Source organism: Stutzerimonas sp. C6.4V (assembly GCF_058536345.1).
Genome location: NZ_JBZUBM010000001.1, coordinates 2,281,154 through 2,297,198, shown reverse-complemented (window position 1 = coordinate 2,297,198; position 16,045 = coordinate 2,281,154). Strand labels below are relative to the sequence as shown.

Here is a 16,045-nt window from a genome sequence, read left to right as displayed (position 1 = left end):
TTGAGGCTGGGCCCGAACCGATGATAGAGGCTCCGGCTGGGGCGTGAAAGCATCGTGGGGCAGCGCGGTACCGCTCAAGGCAGCGGCGCGAACAGCGCCTCGATATCAGCTGGGTCCAGCTGCCAGCCGGCCGGGTTGGCTGCATCCAGGACGCCGGCGGCCAGCTCCGCCTTGCGTCGCTGCAGTTGCTGAATCTTTTCTTCTACCGTGTCGCGGGCGATCAGCTTGTAAACGAACACGGGCTTGTCCTGGCCGATACGATGCGCGCGGTCGGTCGCCTGGTTTTCGGCGGCCGGGTTCCACCAGGGGTCGTAGTGGATCACGGTGTCAGCGGCGGTCAGGTTCAGGCCGGTGCCACCAGCCTTGAGGCTGATCAGAAACAGCGGGACTTCCCCGTTCTGGAAGCGCTTGACGGGTGTGCGCCGGTCCTTGGTCGCACCGGTTATCTGAACGTAGCCGATGGCTCGGCGGTCAAGTTCATCCTCGATGAGGGCAAGCATCGAGGTGAATTGCGAGAACAGCAGGATGCGGCGTCCCTCGGCCAGTAGTTCGGTGAGCATTTCCATGAGGCTGTCGAGTTTGCCCGAGGTACCGCCGCGTGCCGTTTTGGCTGCGTTGCCCTTGACCAGCCGCAGGTCGCAGCAGACCTGGCGCAACTTGAGCAGCGCGTCGAGAATGACGATCTGGCTGCGCGCCAACCCCTTGCGATCAATCTCTTCGCGAACCTTGCTGTCCATGGCCAGCCGCACGGTTTCGTACAGGTCTCGTTGGGCCGGACTCAGTTCCACCCAGTGCAGGATTTCATTCTTCGGGGGCAGTTCATGGGCCACCTGTTCCTTGCGCCGCCTGAGCAGGAAGGGCTTGATCCTGCTCGTGAGGTGCTGCAGACGATCGGCGTCCTCGCTCTTTTCGATAGGCTTGCGGTAGTCGCGATTGAAGCGCTTGGCATCGCCCAGCCAGCCAGGCAGGAGAAAGTGGAACAGGGACCACAGCTCGCCCAGGTGATTTTCCAGCGGAGTGCCGGTGAGACACAGGCGCTGATGAGCGTTCAGCCGGCCGGCAGCCTGGGCTGCCTTGCTGCTCGCATTCTTTATGTTCTGTGCTTCGTCGAGTACCAGTACATGCAGGGGCGTTTCGGCGAGCAGCTCGATGTCCCTGGGCAGCAAGGCGTAAGTGGTAAACAGCAGGTCGTATTCGCCGAGGTGCTCGTAAAGCTGCTGACGCGCCGTGCCGTGCAGTGTGGCCACCCGCAGGGTGGGTGCGAAGCGAGCCGTTTCGTCCTGCCAGTTGGGGATCAGGCTGGTCGGCATTACAACCAGACTGGGCCGGTCCATGCGCCCTGATTCCTTTTCCAGCAGCAGGTGGGCAAGCGTCTGCAGGGTCTTTCCCAGGCCCATGTCATCGCCGAGGACGCCGCCGGACTCGAGTGTTCGCAGCGTTTGCATCCAGCGCAAACCTTCAAGCTGATACGGCCGCAGTTGCGCATGCAAGCCGACCGGAGCGCTGACGGGCTGCTGGCGGTAGTCACGCAGCCGCTGAGCGAAGTCACGCAGGTGTTCGCCGCCGTGCCATTGCAGCGCAAGCGAATCGAGCCCGGCCAGGCGTGCCGCATCGGCGCGCCCGAGGCGCAGGTTTTCGCCTGCGGATTGGCCCTGATAAAGCTCCGCGAGGGTGGCCAGGATGGGCTTGAGGCGGCCAAAGGGCAACAGCACCTGCAGCGGCTGATCGTCATCGGCGCGGCGCTTGTCCAGCTGCACCCTCAGGGTTTCGTCGTCGGTGCGCTGAGCCAGGGCCTGGGCCGAGAGCAGGGCCGGGTTGCGGCGGATCAGGCCGAGCAGGACCGGCAGCAGACTGATCCGCTCACCCTCGACGATGATGCCCAGTTCCAGGTCGAACCAGCTGGGATCGGACGGTTCGTCTATCTGGACATACCAGGCATCGACCGGCGTCAGGTCATAGGCGAAGCCAGGCTGCATGATGATCTGCCAGCCTTGCTCGCGCAGCTGGGGTAACTGCAGCTGGGTGAAATGCAGCCAGGCCGCGTCATTGGCCAGTTCGAACATTTCCGCAGAGTCCTTCGGCAGCGCCTGGCTCTGGCGCAGAGAGGGGCGAAAACCCAGCTGCTTCAACTGCTGGCGCAGCGCCTGCTCCGCATCGGGCTGGCGCGCCATGCTGATGACCCGTGAGCCTTCAGTCTGGCGGATGCGGTCACCTGTCTTGGCCTTGCCATGCACGCTTGCCTGGCCATAGAGGAAACTCAACCCGGCCCTATGCTGGTGGTCACCCACCATGCGCCCGCTACCTGGCTGGTAGATGACCGAATGATGGCTGCCCAGGCTGAGACGTGGAACTGGCAACACGTCATCGACCCGATGCTCCTCGGGCCGCGCGGGCGCTGGCAGCTGCGGCGCTATCTCATTCAGCGTCAGGCTGAACAGGGCCGCCTTGGCGGCTGGAACCGAGGGTGCGTCGAGCAGGTGGCGTGCCAGCGGCATGGGCAAGCCATGGTCGATCAGGCCTACCTCGTTTTCCTGCTCGTCGAGGTAGTACAGCGGGTCCACGGCCGTGAGCAGCTTGGCGTTGTGTCCACCCAGGTCGAGGCTTGGCTGGTAGCTGCCGTCGGCGCGCTGAGTCCAGTTGAAGCGTGCCTGACGGGAGCGTCCAGGCTGCAGCGGAGGCTGATGCCAGTCCAGGAAAGCACGTCCACTTTCAAGCACCAGGCGCAGGGTTTCGCCGCCGTGTTTGCCGTCGAGCGTGAAGCCATTGCCCATTGACGTACGGGCGAGTGTCATCAGCGCGGCGATACGCAGATCCAGGGCCTGCATGAAGCCGGGTTGCCGATAGCTGGCCTCGCGCATGCCGAAATAAGGGCTTCTCTCGCCGAAGCTGCCATCCTCGCGCAGGCGAAGCTTGTAGACCTCGATGCAGGTGTCGGCAACAACTCGATAATGAAGGCACCACTGCTGGCCGGCTTGTAGAGGGTCGCCCATGGCCCCGGGAAGCCTGGATAACCATTGCTCGATAGTCCCGGGGAAGCGTTCATTGGCCTGGTCTCCGGAGTCAGCCGGCTCTCGCTCTGTCTGGCTTTCGAGCGTGAGAATCAGTGCGGCGCAATGCTTGCAATTCAGGCCGACCGGACAGCTGCACAGGCAGGTCAGCCGGTCGTCGCGCGACAGCTGGAGTGACTGCCGATAGACATTGCCGCCTGAGCCGCGGCAGGTCGCTTCCACGTAACGGGCATCTTGCCGCCCGACCTTGACCCTGTTCTCCGCGGCGTACTGCCGGCCTCTGGCCAGGGCGTTGTCGGAGAACGGCAGCTGCCAGCCATACGGCAGATGTGGCAGAAAACTACCGGACATCAACAAAGCGCCGCATGGTCGGCTCGAAAAAGCAGATGGCCGTCATCCCTATGACTTTTCAGCCGACAGGCGCTCGAGCAGCGCTTCGAGTGTATTGAAGCGCTCCTCCGGGCGCTCCATCGGCACCTGAAACTTGAACATCGTGGCGCCTTCGAACTTGTAACGGTTGGGCTGGCTCTGGATCAGCTTGATCAGCACCATCGGATCGACGCTGGTGTCCGCAGCGAACTCGATACGCCCACCCTGAGGCCCGGCGTCGATCTTGGTGATGCCGAGGCTGGCCGCGTGCAGCTTGAGCAGGGTCAGCCTGACCAAGTGCTTGGCAGGTTCAGGCAGCAGGCCGAATCGGTCGATCATCTCGACCTGCAGTTCACGCAGGCCGTTCTCGTCAGCAGCGTTGGCGATGCGCTTGTAGAGAATCAGTCGTGCATGGACATCCGGCAGATAGTCCTCGGGTATCAGCGCTGGAACGCGCAGATTGATCTCTGGCCCGCCACCGAGCGGTTGATCGAGGTTCGGCTGCTCGCCTTTCTGAATGGATTTGACCGCACGCTCGAGCATTTCCATATATAGCGTGAAACCGACCGCCTGGATCTGTCCGCTCTGGCCGTCGCCGAGCAACTCGCCCGCGCCACGGATTTCCAGGTCATGGGTAGCCAGGACGAATCCAGCACCGAGATCCTGCGAGTTGGCGATGGCTTCCAGGCGCTTTTCGGCGTCGGGCGTCATGGCCTTGCGCGGCGGCGTCAGCAGATAGGCGTAGGCCTGGTGGTGGCTACGGCCAACCCGGCCGCGCAGCTGGTGCAGCTGAGCGAGGCCGAACTTGTCGGCGCGCTCGATGATGATGGTGTTGGCGCTCGGTACGTCGATGCCGGTCTCGATGATGGTCGAGGCGATCAGCACGTTGAAGCGCTTGTGGTAGAAGTCGCCCATCACCTGTTCGAGTTCGCGCTCGCGCATTTGGCCGTGGCCCACGCCAATGCGGGCTTCGGGCACCAGTTCGGCAAGATCGGCGGCGCACTTCTCGATGGTCTTGACGTCGTTGTGCAGGTAATAGACCTGGCCGCCGCGCAGCAGCTCACGCAGCAACGCCTCCTTGATCACCGAGTTCTGCTGCTCCATGACGAAGGTGCGCACCGACAGCCGTCGCGCCGGAGGCGTGGCGATGATCGAAAGGTCGCGCATGCCCGCTACCGCCATGTTCAGGGTGCGCGGGATAGGCGTGGCGGTGAGGGTGAGGATATCGACCTCGCTGCGCAGCGCCTTGAGCTGCTCCTTCTGGCGCACTCCAAAACGGTGCTCCTCGTCGATGATCACCAGGCCCAGATTGGTGAACTTCACATCGTCCTGCAGCAACTTGTGTGTGCCGATGAGGATGTCCACCTTGCCTTCGGCCAGCTCCTGCACCGCGCCTTGAATCTCCTTGGCGGACTTGAAGCGGCTCATCACCTCGACGCGCACAGGCCAATCGGCGAAACGGTCGCGGAAGCTGTTGTAGTGCTGCTGAGCGAGCAGGGTGGTGGGCACCAGCACCGCCACCTGACGGCCACTGTGCACCGCAATGAACGCCGCACGCATGGCCACTTCGGTCTTGCCGAAGCCCACGTCGCCGCAGATCAGACGATCCATCGGCTTTGGCGCGAGCATGTCGTTGCGCACGGCTTCGATGGCCGCCTGCTGGTCAGGCGTTTCTTCGAAGGGGAAGCCGGCGCTGAAGGTTTCGTAGTCCAGCTGCGGATCTTCGAAGGCATAGCCTTCGCGCGCCGCACGGCGGGCGTAGATGTCGAGCAGTTCGGCCGCGACATCCCGGACCTGCTCGGCGGCCTTGCGCTTGGCCTTCTGCCAGGTCTCCGAACCCAACCGATGCAGCGGGGCGAGAGCGTCGTCGCTGCCGGTGTAGCGGGCGATCAGGTGCAGGCTGGACACCGGCACATAGAGCTTGGCGTCCTGGGCGTACTGCAGCATCAGGAATTCGGCAGCCTGACCTTCGATCTCCAAGGTGACCAGACCGTGATAACGGCCGACACCGTGGTCGATGTGCACCACCGGCGCGCCTTCGCGCAGTTCGGTGAGGTTCTTGATGACGTTCTCGCCGGCATCACGCCCCTTTTCCCGCCGCCGGCGCTGCATGATGCGCTGGCCGAACAGTGGGCTCTCGGCGATGAGCGCCAGGGCGGGGTCTTGCAGCAGTAATCCATCGTCCAGCGGGGCGATGGAGATGGCCAGGCGCTCATTGCTTTCGACGAACTGCGGCCAGCCTGAAACCTCCTGCGGACGCAGCTTCAGCCGGGCTAGCAGCTCGAGCAGAACCTCGCGTCGGCCAGCAGATTCGGCGGTAAACAATACGCGGCCGGGGAACTCGTCAAGGAAGCGGCGCAGTGCACCCAGCGGCTCGGGCGCCTTGGCGTCGATGGCCAGTTCCGGGAAGCGACTGGCCGGGAAACGCTCGCGGCCAATGCCCGTTTCGACGTCATCCTGGCTGGCCACGATGCGCGGCCAGGACTTCAGATGGGCGAAACAGTCCTCGACGGCCATGAACAGTTCGGCGGGAGGCAGCAAGGGACGCTCGGGGTCGACGCGGCGCTCTTCGTAGCGGGTGCGTACATCCTTCCAGAAGTGTTCCGCCGCCTGTTCGATGCCCGGTAAAGAGAACACCTGGGTGTCATCCGGCAGGTAGTCGAACAGCGTCGAGGTCTCGTCGAAGAACAGCGGCAGGTAGTACTCGATACCGGCTGGGGTAATGCCGGTGGAGAGGTCCTGGTAAACCGGGCAACGGCGGAAGTCCACGTCGAAGCGCTCGCGGAACCGCGCGCGGAAGCCTGTCACCGATTCCTTTTTCAACGGGAACTCACGAGCCGGCAGCAGGCGGATCGATTCGACCTTGTCGACCGACCGCTGATTCTCCGGGTCGAAGGTGCGCAGCGTTTCGATCTCATCATCGAACAGGTCGATGCGGTAGGGCAGGGGGCTGCCCATTGGAAACAGGTCGATCAGCGCGCCGCGCACGGCAAATTCGCCATGCTCATAGACGGTGTCGACGCAGCGGTATCCTGCGGCTTCAAGGCGTGCCCGCATCTGATCGACATCGAGCCTCTGGCCCACATCCAGTACCAGGCTGGAGCCGAGCAGAAAGCTTTTCGGGGCGAGCCTGTGTAGCGCCGTGGTAATGGGAACTACCAGCACGCCATGGGTAAGCTCCGGCAGCTGATAGAGGGCCGCGATACGCTGAGAAATGATGTCCTGATGGGGTGAGAAGACGTCATAGGGCAGCGTCTCCCAATCCGGAAAATGCAGGACCGGCAGGTCGGGAGCGAAGAAGGCGAGCTCTTCCTGCAGGCGTTCGGCGCTCTGGCTGTCCGACGTAATGAGGAGAGTGAATCGATTTGCGTTGCTGGCAGCTTCGGCAATGGCCAGGCTCAGCGCGGCTCCAGGAAGGTTGCCCCAGGTTTGCTTGCCGCTGGCGGCAGGCATGGGCGGAAGGCGCAATACGGACACGAGTGGGCGTGGCTCCGGTCGGTAAAAATGGACCGCCAGGATTGTAACTATCCGCGCGGGACGCTGTCAGTGTTTCGGCTGCACAGATTGCCGGCGCTAGGGTGCGCCGGCATAATGTAGCCCTTTTTCTCAGCCCCTACATGTTGGAAGGAACTGCCCGTGACTCAGAAGCCCGACCAGTGTCTTGGTGAATGGATTGATCGAGAAGCCCTCGCCGAAGCGATGATTCCGCTGATTGGTCAGCTGTATCGTAACAACAACGTGGTGACTTCCATCTACGGCCGTGGGTTGATCAACCGCTCGGTCATCGCACTGCTCAAGGCCCATCGTTTCGCGCGCCACCGCCAGGCTGACGAAGCCGAGCTGTGTGTCAACGAAACCCATCAGATCCTCACCACCATGAGCAGCATGGACCTGGGTGCCGCTTCGGTCGACCTGGGCAAGGTCGTGGGCAAGTTCAAGGCCGAGGGTAACGGTCGCAGCCTTGATCAGTTCGTGCGTGATGAGCTGGCAGAGGTAGCCGGCAAGCGCAACACCACTGGCGTGCACAAAGGCACCGACGTGGTTCTCTATGGTTTCGGCCGTATCGGCCGGCTGCTGGCCCGTATTCTTATCGAGAAGACTGGCGGCGGCGACGGGCTGCGTCTGCGTGCCATTGTCGTGCGCAAAGGCGCGGAGAACGACCTGGTCAAGCGTGCCAGTCTGCTGCGCCGTGATTCGGTGCATGGTCCCTTCGAAGGCACCATTCATATCGACGCCGAGAACGACACCATCACTGCCAACGGCAACCTGATTCAGGTCATCTATTCAAACGATCCTGCCTCGGTGGATTACACCCAGTACGGCATCGAAAACGCATTGCTGGTGGACAACACCGGCAAGTGGCGTGACGCCGAAGGCCTGAGCCAGCATCTGAAGTGCCCCGGTGTTGCCCGCGTCGTGCTGACCGCGCCTGGCAAGGGCGAGCTGAAGAACATCGTCCATGGCATCAACCACGGCGAGATCACGGCTGACGACAAGATCGTTTCCGCTGCATCTTGCACCACCAACGCCATCGTTCCGGTATTGAAGGCGGTCAACGACCAGTACGGCATCGTCAATGGTCACGTCGAAACCGTGCATTCGTATACCAACGACCAGAACCTGATCGACAACTTCCATAAAGGCAGCCGCCGGGGTCGTAGTGCCGCGCTGAACATGGTTATCACCGAGACTGGCGCTGCGACTGCCGCGGCCAAGGCGCTGCCGGTGCTCAAAGGCAAGTTGACCGGTAATGCCATTCGCGTTCCGACGCCGAACGTGTCGATGGCTATCCTCAACCTCAACCTGGAAAAGGCAACGACACGCGAGGAAATCAACGAGTACCTGCGCCAGATGGCCATGCACTCGGATCTGCAGAAGCAGATCGACTTCGTGAATTCCCAGGAAGTTGTATCCAGCGATTTCGTCGGCTCACGCCATGCAGGTGTCGTGGATGCCGAGGCGACGATCTGCAGCGACAACCGTGTCGTGCTCTACGTCTGGTATGACAACGAGTTCGGCTACAGCTGCCAGGTGGTACGGGTGATGGAAGATATGGCTGGAGTGAATCCGCCAGCCTTCCCTCGCTGACCCTTCGGCAGCCATGAAGAAACGGGAGCTTTGGCTCCCGTTTCTGTTTTATTCATCCTCAAAAGCAGAGCGGGCACTGCCGCTTGTGCGGGAGCGTCAATAGTCGGTTGCTGATGACCGCTTGTCTCTAGTCAAAAAATTGGAAGACCTTGGGTGGTCAGTCACGGGTCGCGGCCTCTATAATCGGGCGGATTTCTACCTGGGCCCGCGGCATAGCGTCGCGCTGATACCTTATCGGCGCGCGTCGTGCCATTCGACTTTCAGCTAAACCGCTGGGCTCGTAAAAAAAGCTTTTAAAATCAGTGGTTAGGCGAACCGATGATCAATATAAAACGTGGGCTCGATTTGCCCATTGCAGGTGCGCCGGCGCAGCGTATCGAGGCCGCAAGGCCCGTTCGAAGCGTCGCCGTAGTAGGGTTTGACTACCCGGGAATGAAGCCGACCATGGAGGTTCAGGTCGGGGACCGCGTTAAGCTGGGGCAAGTGCTGTTTTCCGACAAGAAGACACCGGGCGTCCTGTTCACTGCGCCGGGAGCGGGTGTGGTCAGCGCGGTTCATCGTGGCGAGAAGCGCGTCCTGCAATCGGTGGTGATCGATCTGGAGGGGGCCGAAGAGGTGTCGTTCAATCAGTACGGCGCTGCTGAGCTGCAAGGGTTGGGTGGCGAGAAGGTTCGCGAGAACCTGCAGCAGGCGGGCCTCTGGACAGCGTTTCGTACGCGCCCCTACAGCAAGGTGCCGGCCATCGACGCGGTGCCCAGCTCGATCTTCGTCACCGCTATCGACACCCACCCGCTGGCGGCCGATCCGGTGGTGGTCATCACCGAGCGCAGCGAAGATTTCGAAGCGGGCCTCAGGGTGCTCGGCAACCTGGGCAAGCTGTTCCTATGCAAGGCAGAAGGCGCCGCATTGCCAGGCGAGCAGCTTGCCAAGGTAAAGACCGAAAGCTTCGCCGGTCCGCATCCTGCGGGCCTGGCCGGGACGCACATTCATTTCCTCGATCCGGTCAGCGCCAGCAAAAGCGTCTGGAGCATCGGTTACCAGGACGTGATCGCCATCGGTGCTCTGTTCACCACGGGCAAGCTGTCTGTTGAGCGCGTGGTTTCGCTGGCCGGTCCGGTCGTGGAGAATCCCCGTCTGGTTCGCACGCGTCTGGGCGCCAACCTCGACGAGCTCACCGCTGGCGAGCTCCAGCCCGGCGCCAACCGGGTCGTCTCCGGGTCGGTTCTCGGCGGCCGCACGGCACACGGCGCGTTTGCCTTTCTTGGTCGCTATCACCAGCAGGTCTCTTGCCTTCGTGAAGGCAAAGAGCGCGAGATGCTGCATTACCTGCGTGCCGGTAGCGACAAGCATTCGATCCTCAATATCTACATCTCCAAGTTGATGGGCGGCAAGAAGTTCGCCTTTTCCACCTCCACCAATGGCAGCCCGCGCGCCATGGTGCCGGTTGGCAACTATGAGGAGGTCATGCCGCTGGACATTCTTCCTACTCAACTGCTGCGGTCTCTGATCGTCGGGGACACTGAGGTAGCGCAGAAGCTCGGCTGCCTTGAGCTGGACGAAGAGGACCTGGCGCTGTGCACCTACGTCTGCGCCGGGAAATACGAGTACGGCCCGATCCTGCGAGACAATCTGACCCGTATCGAGAAGGAGGGTTAAGGCATGGGCATTCGCGAATTTCTCGACAAGATCGAGCATAACTTCGAAAAAGGCGGCAAATACGAAAAGTGGTACGCGCTTTACGAGGCAGCGGACACCTTCCTCTATCGCCCCGGCAGCGTGACCAAGACCACCGCTCATGTGCGTGACGGCATCGACCTGAAGCGGATGATGATCACCGTCTGGCTCTGCACCTTTCCGGCCATGTTCTTCGGGATGTGGAACACCGGTTACCAGGCCAACCTGATCTATGCGCAGAGTCCTGACCTGCTTGCGGCACAGGAAGGTTGGCAGTTTGCATTGATCAGTGCATTGGCCGGGTTCGATCCGTCGAGCGCCTGGGATAACTTCATCCAGGGTGCGGCGTATTTCCTGCCCGTCTACGCGGTTACCTTTATCGTTGGCGGTTTCTGGGAAGTGCTCTTCGCTTCCATCCGCAAGCACGAGGTCAACGAAGGCTTCTTTGTCACCTCGGTTCTGTTTGCCCTGACATTGCCACCCAGCATCCCGCTGTGGCAGGTCGCGCTGGGTATCAGCTTCGGTATCGTGATCGGCAAGGAAATCTTCGGAGGCACCGGCAAGAACTTCCTCAACCCTGCATTGACCGGTCGAGCGTTCCTGTTCTTCGCCTATCCGGCACAGATGTCCGGTGATGCGGTATGGACCGCGGTCGACGGCTATGCCAGCGCCACCGCACTGAGCCTGGGTTTTGCCGGCGGCATGGAAAACATCATGGAGAGCGGCATTTCCTGGATGGACGCCTTTGTCGGCACCATTCACGGTTCGCTGGGTGAAACCAGTACCCTGGCCATCTTCATCGGTGGTGCGGTGCTGCTGATGACCAAGATTGCCTCGATGCGTATCGTTGCCGGCACCATGATCGGCATGATCGCGCTGAGCTCCCTGTTCAACCTGATCGGGTCGGACAGCAATGCGTTGTTCGCCATGCCGTGGTACTGGCACATGGTGGTGGGTGGTTTTGCCTTTGGTCTGATCTACATGACCACCGACCCTGTTTCGGCGGCGATGACCAATACCGGTAAATGGGTCTACGGCATCTTCATCGGTGTGATGGTGGTGCTGATCCGTGTAGTCAACCCGGCCTTCCCCGAGGGCATGATGCTGGCGATCCTGTTCGCCAACCTCTGTGCACCCTTGATTGACCACTTTGTCATTCAGGCCAATATCAAGCGGAGGCTGGCGCGTAATGTCTAGTCAAAAAGAATCCACTTTCCGCACGCTGATCGTTGCCCTGCTGGTCTGCCTGGTGTGCTCGGTGTTCGTCGCGGGTGCGGCGGTCGCATTGCGACCGACCCAGCTGGAAAACCGCCAGCTCGACAAGCAGCGCAGCATCCTGGCAATTGCTGGACTGGGTGAAGCCGGCATGTCAGGCGCGGAGGTCAAGGCGCTCTATAAAGAACGCATCGTTGCCAAGCTGGTCAATCTCGAAACTGGTGAGTTCAGTGACGAGTTTGATCCAAACACCTTCGATCCGTTGGTCGCTGCTAAGGACCCGCAGCTGTCTGACGCATTGCCGCCGGAGCAGGACATCGCTTCGATCAAGCGTCGCGAGCGTTACAGCGTCGTCTATATCGTCGAAACCGATGGAGAGCTCGACACACTGGTGCTGCCTGTGCGCGGTTATGGCTTGTGGTCGACGCTTTACGGTTTCCTGGCCCTTCAGGAAGACCTCAATACCGTAGCCGGCCTCGGCTTTTATCAGCACGGCGAAACGCCCGGGCTGGGTGGTGAGGTGGACAACCCCAAGTGGCGCAGCCTCTGGGAAGGGAAGGAGTTGTATAACGACGACGGAGAGCTGGCGATTCAGATCGTCAAGGGTGGTGTCGATCCGCAGAGCCCGAAAGCCGACCATCAGGTCGACGCACTTGCTGGCGCTACGCTGACCAGTAACGGGGTAAACAACCTATTGCACTTCTGGCTCGGCGAAAACGGCTTCGGTCCTTTTATCGCTAGCCTGCGCGCTGGGGAGGCTTGAGTATGTCGCAACCTACCATTAAGGAAGTCCTGTTCAATCCGGTCTTCAACAACAACCCAATCGGCCTGCAGATCCTCGGGATCTGCTCGGCGCTGGCGGTCACCTCCAACCTGAAGACGGCGCTGGTCATGTCCATCGCCCTGACGCTTGTGGTGGCCTTCTCTAACCTGTTCATCTCGATGATCCGCAGCCAGATCCCCGGCTCCATCCGCATGATCGTGCAGATGGTGATCATTGCGTCGCTGGTTATCCTGGTGGACCAGGTGCTCAAGGCTTACGCTTTCTCCTTGTCCAAGCAGCTGTCGGTATTCGTTGGTCTGATCATCACCAACTGTATCGTGATGGGCCGGGCCGAAGCGTTCGCCATGCAGAACCCGCCGATGCTTTCCTTCTTCGACGGGCTTGGCAACGGCCTCGGTTACAGCGCCATGCTGATCGCGCTCGGCATCATTCGTGAGCTGTTCGGTGCAGGCAAGCTGATGGGGTACACCATCCTGCCGGTAGTGAACGACGGTGGCTGGTATCTGCCGAACGGCCTGCTGCTGCTGCCGCCTTCCGCATTCTTCTTGATTGGCCTCTTCATCTGGGGCATCCGTAGCTGGAAGCGCGACCAGGTCGAGAAGCCGTCGTTCAAGATGGCGCCTCAAGTGTCGAACAAGGAGGCTTATTAATGGAGCATTACATCAGCCTGTTCGTCCGCGCCGTGTTCATCGAGAACATGGCCCTGGCGTTCTTCCTCGGCATGTGTACCTTCATCGCGATCTCTAAGAAGGTCGAGACAGCCATTGGTCTGGGTATCGCTGTCATCGTGGTCCAGGCCATTACCGTACCGGCCAACAACCTGATCTACACGTACCTGCTCAAGGCCGGCGCGCTGTCCTGGGCTGGCTTGCCTGAAGTCGACCTCAGCTTCCTTGGTCTGCTGAGCTACATCGGCGTGATCGCGGCGATCGTGCAGATCCTGGAGATGACCCTCGACAAGTACGTACCCAGCCTCTACAACGCGCTGGGCGTGTTCCTTCCGCTGATCACCGTTAACTGCGCCATCATGGGCGGCACGTTGTTCATGGTCGAACGCGACTACAACCTGGGCGAAAGCGTGGTCTACGGCATGGGTTCGGGTCTGTCCTGGGCGCTGGCGATCGCCTTGCTTGCCGGTATCCGCGAAAAGCTGAAGTACAGCGATGTGCCGGATGGCCTGCAGGGGCTCGGGATTACCTTCATCACCATCGGACTGATGTCGCTGGGCTTCATGTCTTTCTCTGGCGTACAGCTGTAAGGACGGGATGAACTGATGAGTTACGAAATTTTCCTCGCCATCGGCATGTTCACCGCTATCGTGCTCGCACTGGTGGTGATCATCCTTGCGGCGCGCGCCAAGCTGGTCTCCAGTGGCGACGTGAGCATCGAGATCAACGGCGAACGCACCATTACCGTTCCGGCTGGCGGCAAACTGCTGCAGACTTTGGCCGCTAATAACATCTTCCTCTCGTCCGCCTGTGGCGGCGGCGGTACATGCGCTCAGTGCAAGTGCATCGTCGAGAGCGGCGGCGGCGAGATGCTGCCCACCGAGGAATCGCACTTCACCCGTCGTGAGGCTGGCGAAGGGTGGCGCCTGTCCTGCCAGACTCCGGTCAAGGCGGACATGAAGATCGAGGTTCCGGAAGAGGTCTTTGGCGTAAAGAAGTGGGAGTGCACGGTTCTGTCCAATCCCAACGTCGCTACCTTCATCAAGGAGCTGACCTTGAAGCTGCCGGAGGGTGAGAATGTCGACTTCCGTGCTGGCGGATATGTGCAGCTGGAGTGCCCGCCTCACGAGGTCCGCTACAAGGATTTCGATATCCAGGAGGAATATCGCGGCGACTGGGACAAGTTCAACCAGTGGAAATACGTGTCGAAGGTCGACGAGACGGTGATCCGCGCCTACTCGATGGCGAACTACCCGGAAGAGGTCGGTCTGGTGAAGTTCAATATCCGCATTGCATCGCCTCCGCCGGGTAAGGACGATTTGCCACCAGGCAAGATGTCGTCATGGGTCTTCAGCCTGAAGCCCGGCGACAAGGTTACCGTTTACGGTCCATTTGGAGAGTTTTTCGCCAAGGATACCGATGCCGAGATGGTCTTTATTGGCGGCGGCGCGGGCATGGCTCCGATGCGTTCGCATATCTTCGACCAGCTCAAGCGGCTGAAGTCCAAGCGCAAGATGAGCTTCTGGTATGGCGCTCGCTCGATGCGTGAAGCGTTTTACGTTGAGGAATACGATCAGCTGCAGGCTGAGAACCAGAACTTTCAGTGGCATCTGGCCTTGTCCGATCCGCAACCCGAAGACAACTGGGAGGGCCCGACCGGTTTCATTCATAACGTGCTGTATGAGAACTACCTGAAGGACCATCCGGCCCCAGAGGACTGTGAGTTCTACATGTGCGGCCCGCCTATGATGAACGCGTCGGTGATCAAGATGCTCACCGATCTGGGCGTCGAACCGGAGAACATCCTGCTCGACGACTTTGGCGGCTAGCATGCTCTATGCGTTACTGCAGCCCGTCACCGTTGTCGCCCTGGCGGCAGCCCTGACGGGCTGCCTGTTTCAGGAGAAGGTCGAGAGCTACTCTGGCCCGACCATGGGCAGTACCTATTCGGTCAAATACGTAGCGGGGGACGCGCCTGTTTCCGTCAAGCAACTCAAGCGCCAGACGGAGTCCATCCTTGCCGAAGTCGACCAGCAAATGTCGACTTATCGTGCAGACTCGGATATCGAGACGTTCAATTCCCTTCCGGCTGGGGCCTGCATGACCGTGCCGGAGGGCATTCGCGATCTCGTCCGGGCAGGGCAGCAGCTTTCCGATGAAAGTGGCGGAGCCCTGGATCTGACTATCGAGCCGCTACTCGATCTTTGGGGCTTTGGTCCCCATGGTTCGGGCGAGCGGGTTCCCTCCGCTGAGGAAATTGCCACGGCGCGAAAAAGAGTCGGCCATCAGCACCTGACAATCAGGGGTGAGCAACTCTGCAAGGACGCCGATGTACAGGTCGATTTCAACAGTATCGCTGCAGGTTATGCAGTGGATCGGGTTACCGCAGATCTCGAGGCCTCCGGCATCACACGTTACCTGGTGGAGATCACCGGCGAGCTGAAGGCTCTAGGGCAAAAGCCCGACGGATCCCCATGGCGTATTGCCATCGAGGCCCCGCATGACAATGAGCGTGTGGCGCAGCGAGTCATTGAGCTGGATGGGTATGCCGTGTCGACATCCGGGGACTATCGCAACTATTTCGAGCGTGACGGCAAGCGCTACTCGCACACCCTTGATCCTCAAACCGGTGCGCCTATCGAGCACAACCTGGCGGCAGTGACCGTTGTCGACCCCTCGACATTGCGTGCGGACGGGTTGTCTACTGTGCTCATGGTAATGGGGCCCGAGCGGGGCTTGGCGTATGCGGCGCAAAAAAAGATCGCCGCGTTCTTCGTCGTCCGTAAAGGACATGAATTCGTTAGCAAAAGCACCGAAGCCTTTGATGAGTTGTTTGGTGCGGGAGCAGAGAGATGACTTGGCTGATCGTTTTCCTTGTAATGTTGCTGGTCGTGTTTGGCATGTCCATTGGAGTGATCATGGGGCGAAAGCCTATCGCCGGATCCTGTGGCGGTATCGCCAACCTTGGCATCGAGAAAGAGTGTTCGATCTGCGGCGGCAGCCGCGAGAAGTGTGAGGAAGTAAATGAGCAGGCGAGCCGGGGTGAGAAGACCGATCTCGCGTACGACGCAACCAGGCGCTAGCCGCCAGGGTTGATGGTAGGCGATGGTCGAAGTCATCTGCACCTCAGTTCAATAGCTGCGGTGCCAAATGCATGGAGGCTGGTCGACCAACGACCCGGGCCCAGGCGCGTCGGTCGAAACATCCGCACAGGGTCCAGCGAATTCGTTTAAAGCGGC

At 60.7% G+C, this 16,045-nt stretch carries 11 protein-coding genes; 9 read left to right on the top strand and 2 right to left on the bottom strand.

What is annotated here, in order from left to right; translation table 11 throughout:
- Positions 1–74: 74 nt before the first annotated feature.
- Positions 75–3,359: a DEAD/DEAH box helicase gene (locus AC4LFW_RS10770; RefSeq protein ID WP_491819044.1), complete on the bottom strand. Its 3,285-nt coding sequence runs from the start codon at positions 3,357–3,359 to the stop codon at positions 75–77.
- 48 nt (positions 3,360–3,407) lie between these two features.
- Positions 3,408–6,854, bottom strand: a complete 3,447-nt coding sequence (gene mfd, locus AC4LFW_RS10765) for a transcription-repair coupling factor (RefSeq protein WP_491819043.1) — start codon at positions 6,852–6,854, stop codon at positions 3,408–3,410.
- A gap of 159 nt (positions 6,855–7,013) precedes the next feature.
- Between mfd and AC4LFW_RS10760 the strand changes: the two genes are divergently transcribed.
- The 9 genes from AC4LFW_RS10760 (at position 7,014) to nqrM (ending at position 15,889) form a co-directional block, all read left to right on the top strand.
- On the top strand, positions 7,014–8,465 hold the full coding sequence (locus AC4LFW_RS10760; RefSeq protein WP_491819042.1) for a glyceraldehyde-3-phosphate dehydrogenase: 1,452 nt from the start codon (positions 7,014–7,016) through the stop codon (positions 8,463–8,465).
- A 318-nt stretch (positions 8,466–8,783) separates the two neighbouring features.
- Positions 8,784–10,121 (top strand): Na(+)-translocating NADH-quinone reductase subunit A, encoded by a 1,338-nt coding sequence (locus AC4LFW_RS10755; protein ID WP_491819040.1) that lies wholly within the window; start codon positions 8,784–8,786, stop codon positions 10,119–10,121.
- Positions 10,122–10,124: 3 nt separating this feature from the next.
- Complete coding sequence (locus tag AC4LFW_RS10750; RefSeq protein ID WP_491819039.1) at positions 10,125–11,336, top strand: NADH:ubiquinone reductase (Na(+)-transporting) subunit B; 1,212 nt, start codon at positions 10,125–10,127, stop codon at positions 11,334–11,336.
- The gene (locus AC4LFW_RS10745; protein WP_491819038.1) at positions 11,329–12,117 is read left to right on the top strand and encodes a Na(+)-translocating NADH-quinone reductase subunit C; all 789 of its coding nucleotides are present in this window, start codon (positions 11,329–11,331) and stop codon (positions 12,115–12,117) included. Before AC4LFW_RS10750 ends, AC4LFW_RS10745 begins: the two co-directional genes overlap by 8 nt.
- A complete protein-coding gene (locus tag AC4LFW_RS10740; protein WP_491819037.1) occupies positions 12,114–12,788 on the top strand; it encodes an NADH:ubiquinone reductase (Na(+)-transporting) subunit D in 675 nt (224 codons plus the stop codon). Before AC4LFW_RS10745 ends, AC4LFW_RS10740 begins: the two co-directional genes overlap by 4 nt.
- Positions 12,788–13,396: an NADH:ubiquinone reductase (Na(+)-transporting) subunit E gene (nqrE, locus tag AC4LFW_RS10735; protein WP_014820916.1), complete on the top strand. Its 609-nt coding sequence runs from the start codon at positions 12,788–12,790 to the stop codon at positions 13,394–13,396. The genes AC4LFW_RS10740 and nqrE overlap by 1 nt, the downstream gene beginning before the upstream one ends.
- A 12-nt stretch (positions 13,397–13,408) precedes the next feature.
- Positions 13,409–14,635, top strand: a complete 1,227-nt coding sequence (gene nqrF / locus AC4LFW_RS10730) for an NADH:ubiquinone reductase (Na(+)-transporting) subunit F (RefSeq protein ID WP_491820204.1) — start codon at positions 13,409–13,411, stop codon at positions 14,633–14,635.
- Between the two features lies 1 nt (position 14,636).
- Positions 14,637–15,662, top strand: coding sequence for an FAD:protein FMN transferase (locus tag AC4LFW_RS10725; protein WP_491819035.1), 1,026 nt, complete (start codon positions 14,637–14,639; stop codon positions 15,660–15,662).
- Positions 15,659–15,889 (top strand): (Na+)-NQR maturation NqrM, encoded by a 231-nt coding sequence (nqrM, locus tag AC4LFW_RS10720; protein WP_491819034.1) that lies wholly within the window; start codon positions 15,659–15,661, stop codon positions 15,887–15,889. The genes AC4LFW_RS10725 and nqrM overlap by 4 nt, the downstream gene beginning before the upstream one ends.
- Positions 15,890–16,045 lie beyond the last annotated feature (156 nt).

Bases quoted from the DNA above. Each gene is read 5' to 3' on its own strand.
- AC4LFW_RS10725 (WP_491819035.1), top strand. From the start codon at position 14,637: ATGCTCTATGCGTTACTGCAGCCCGTCACCGTTGTCGCCCTGGCGGCA.
- AC4LFW_RS10750 (WP_491819039.1), top strand. From the start codon at position 10,125: ATGGGCATTCGCGAATTTCTCGACAAGATCGAGCATAACTTCGAAAAA.
- AC4LFW_RS10745 (WP_491819038.1), top strand. From the start codon at position 11,329: ATGTCTAGTCAAAAAGAATCCACTTTCCGCACGCTGATCGTTGCCCTG.
- nqrE (WP_014820916.1), top strand. From the start codon at position 12,788: ATGGAGCATTACATCAGCCTGTTCGTCCGCGCCGTGTTCATCGAGAAC.
- AC4LFW_RS10770 (WP_491819044.1), bottom strand. From the start codon at position 3,359: ATGTCCGGTAGTTTTCTGCCACATCTGCCGTATGGCTGGCAGCTGCCG.
- nqrM (WP_491819034.1), top strand. From the start codon at position 15,659: ATGACTTGGCTGATCGTTTTCCTTGTAATGTTGCTGGTCGTGTTTGGC.
- AC4LFW_RS10755 (WP_491819040.1), top strand. From the start codon at position 8,784: ATGATCAATATAAAACGTGGGCTCGATTTGCCCATTGCAGGTGCGCCG.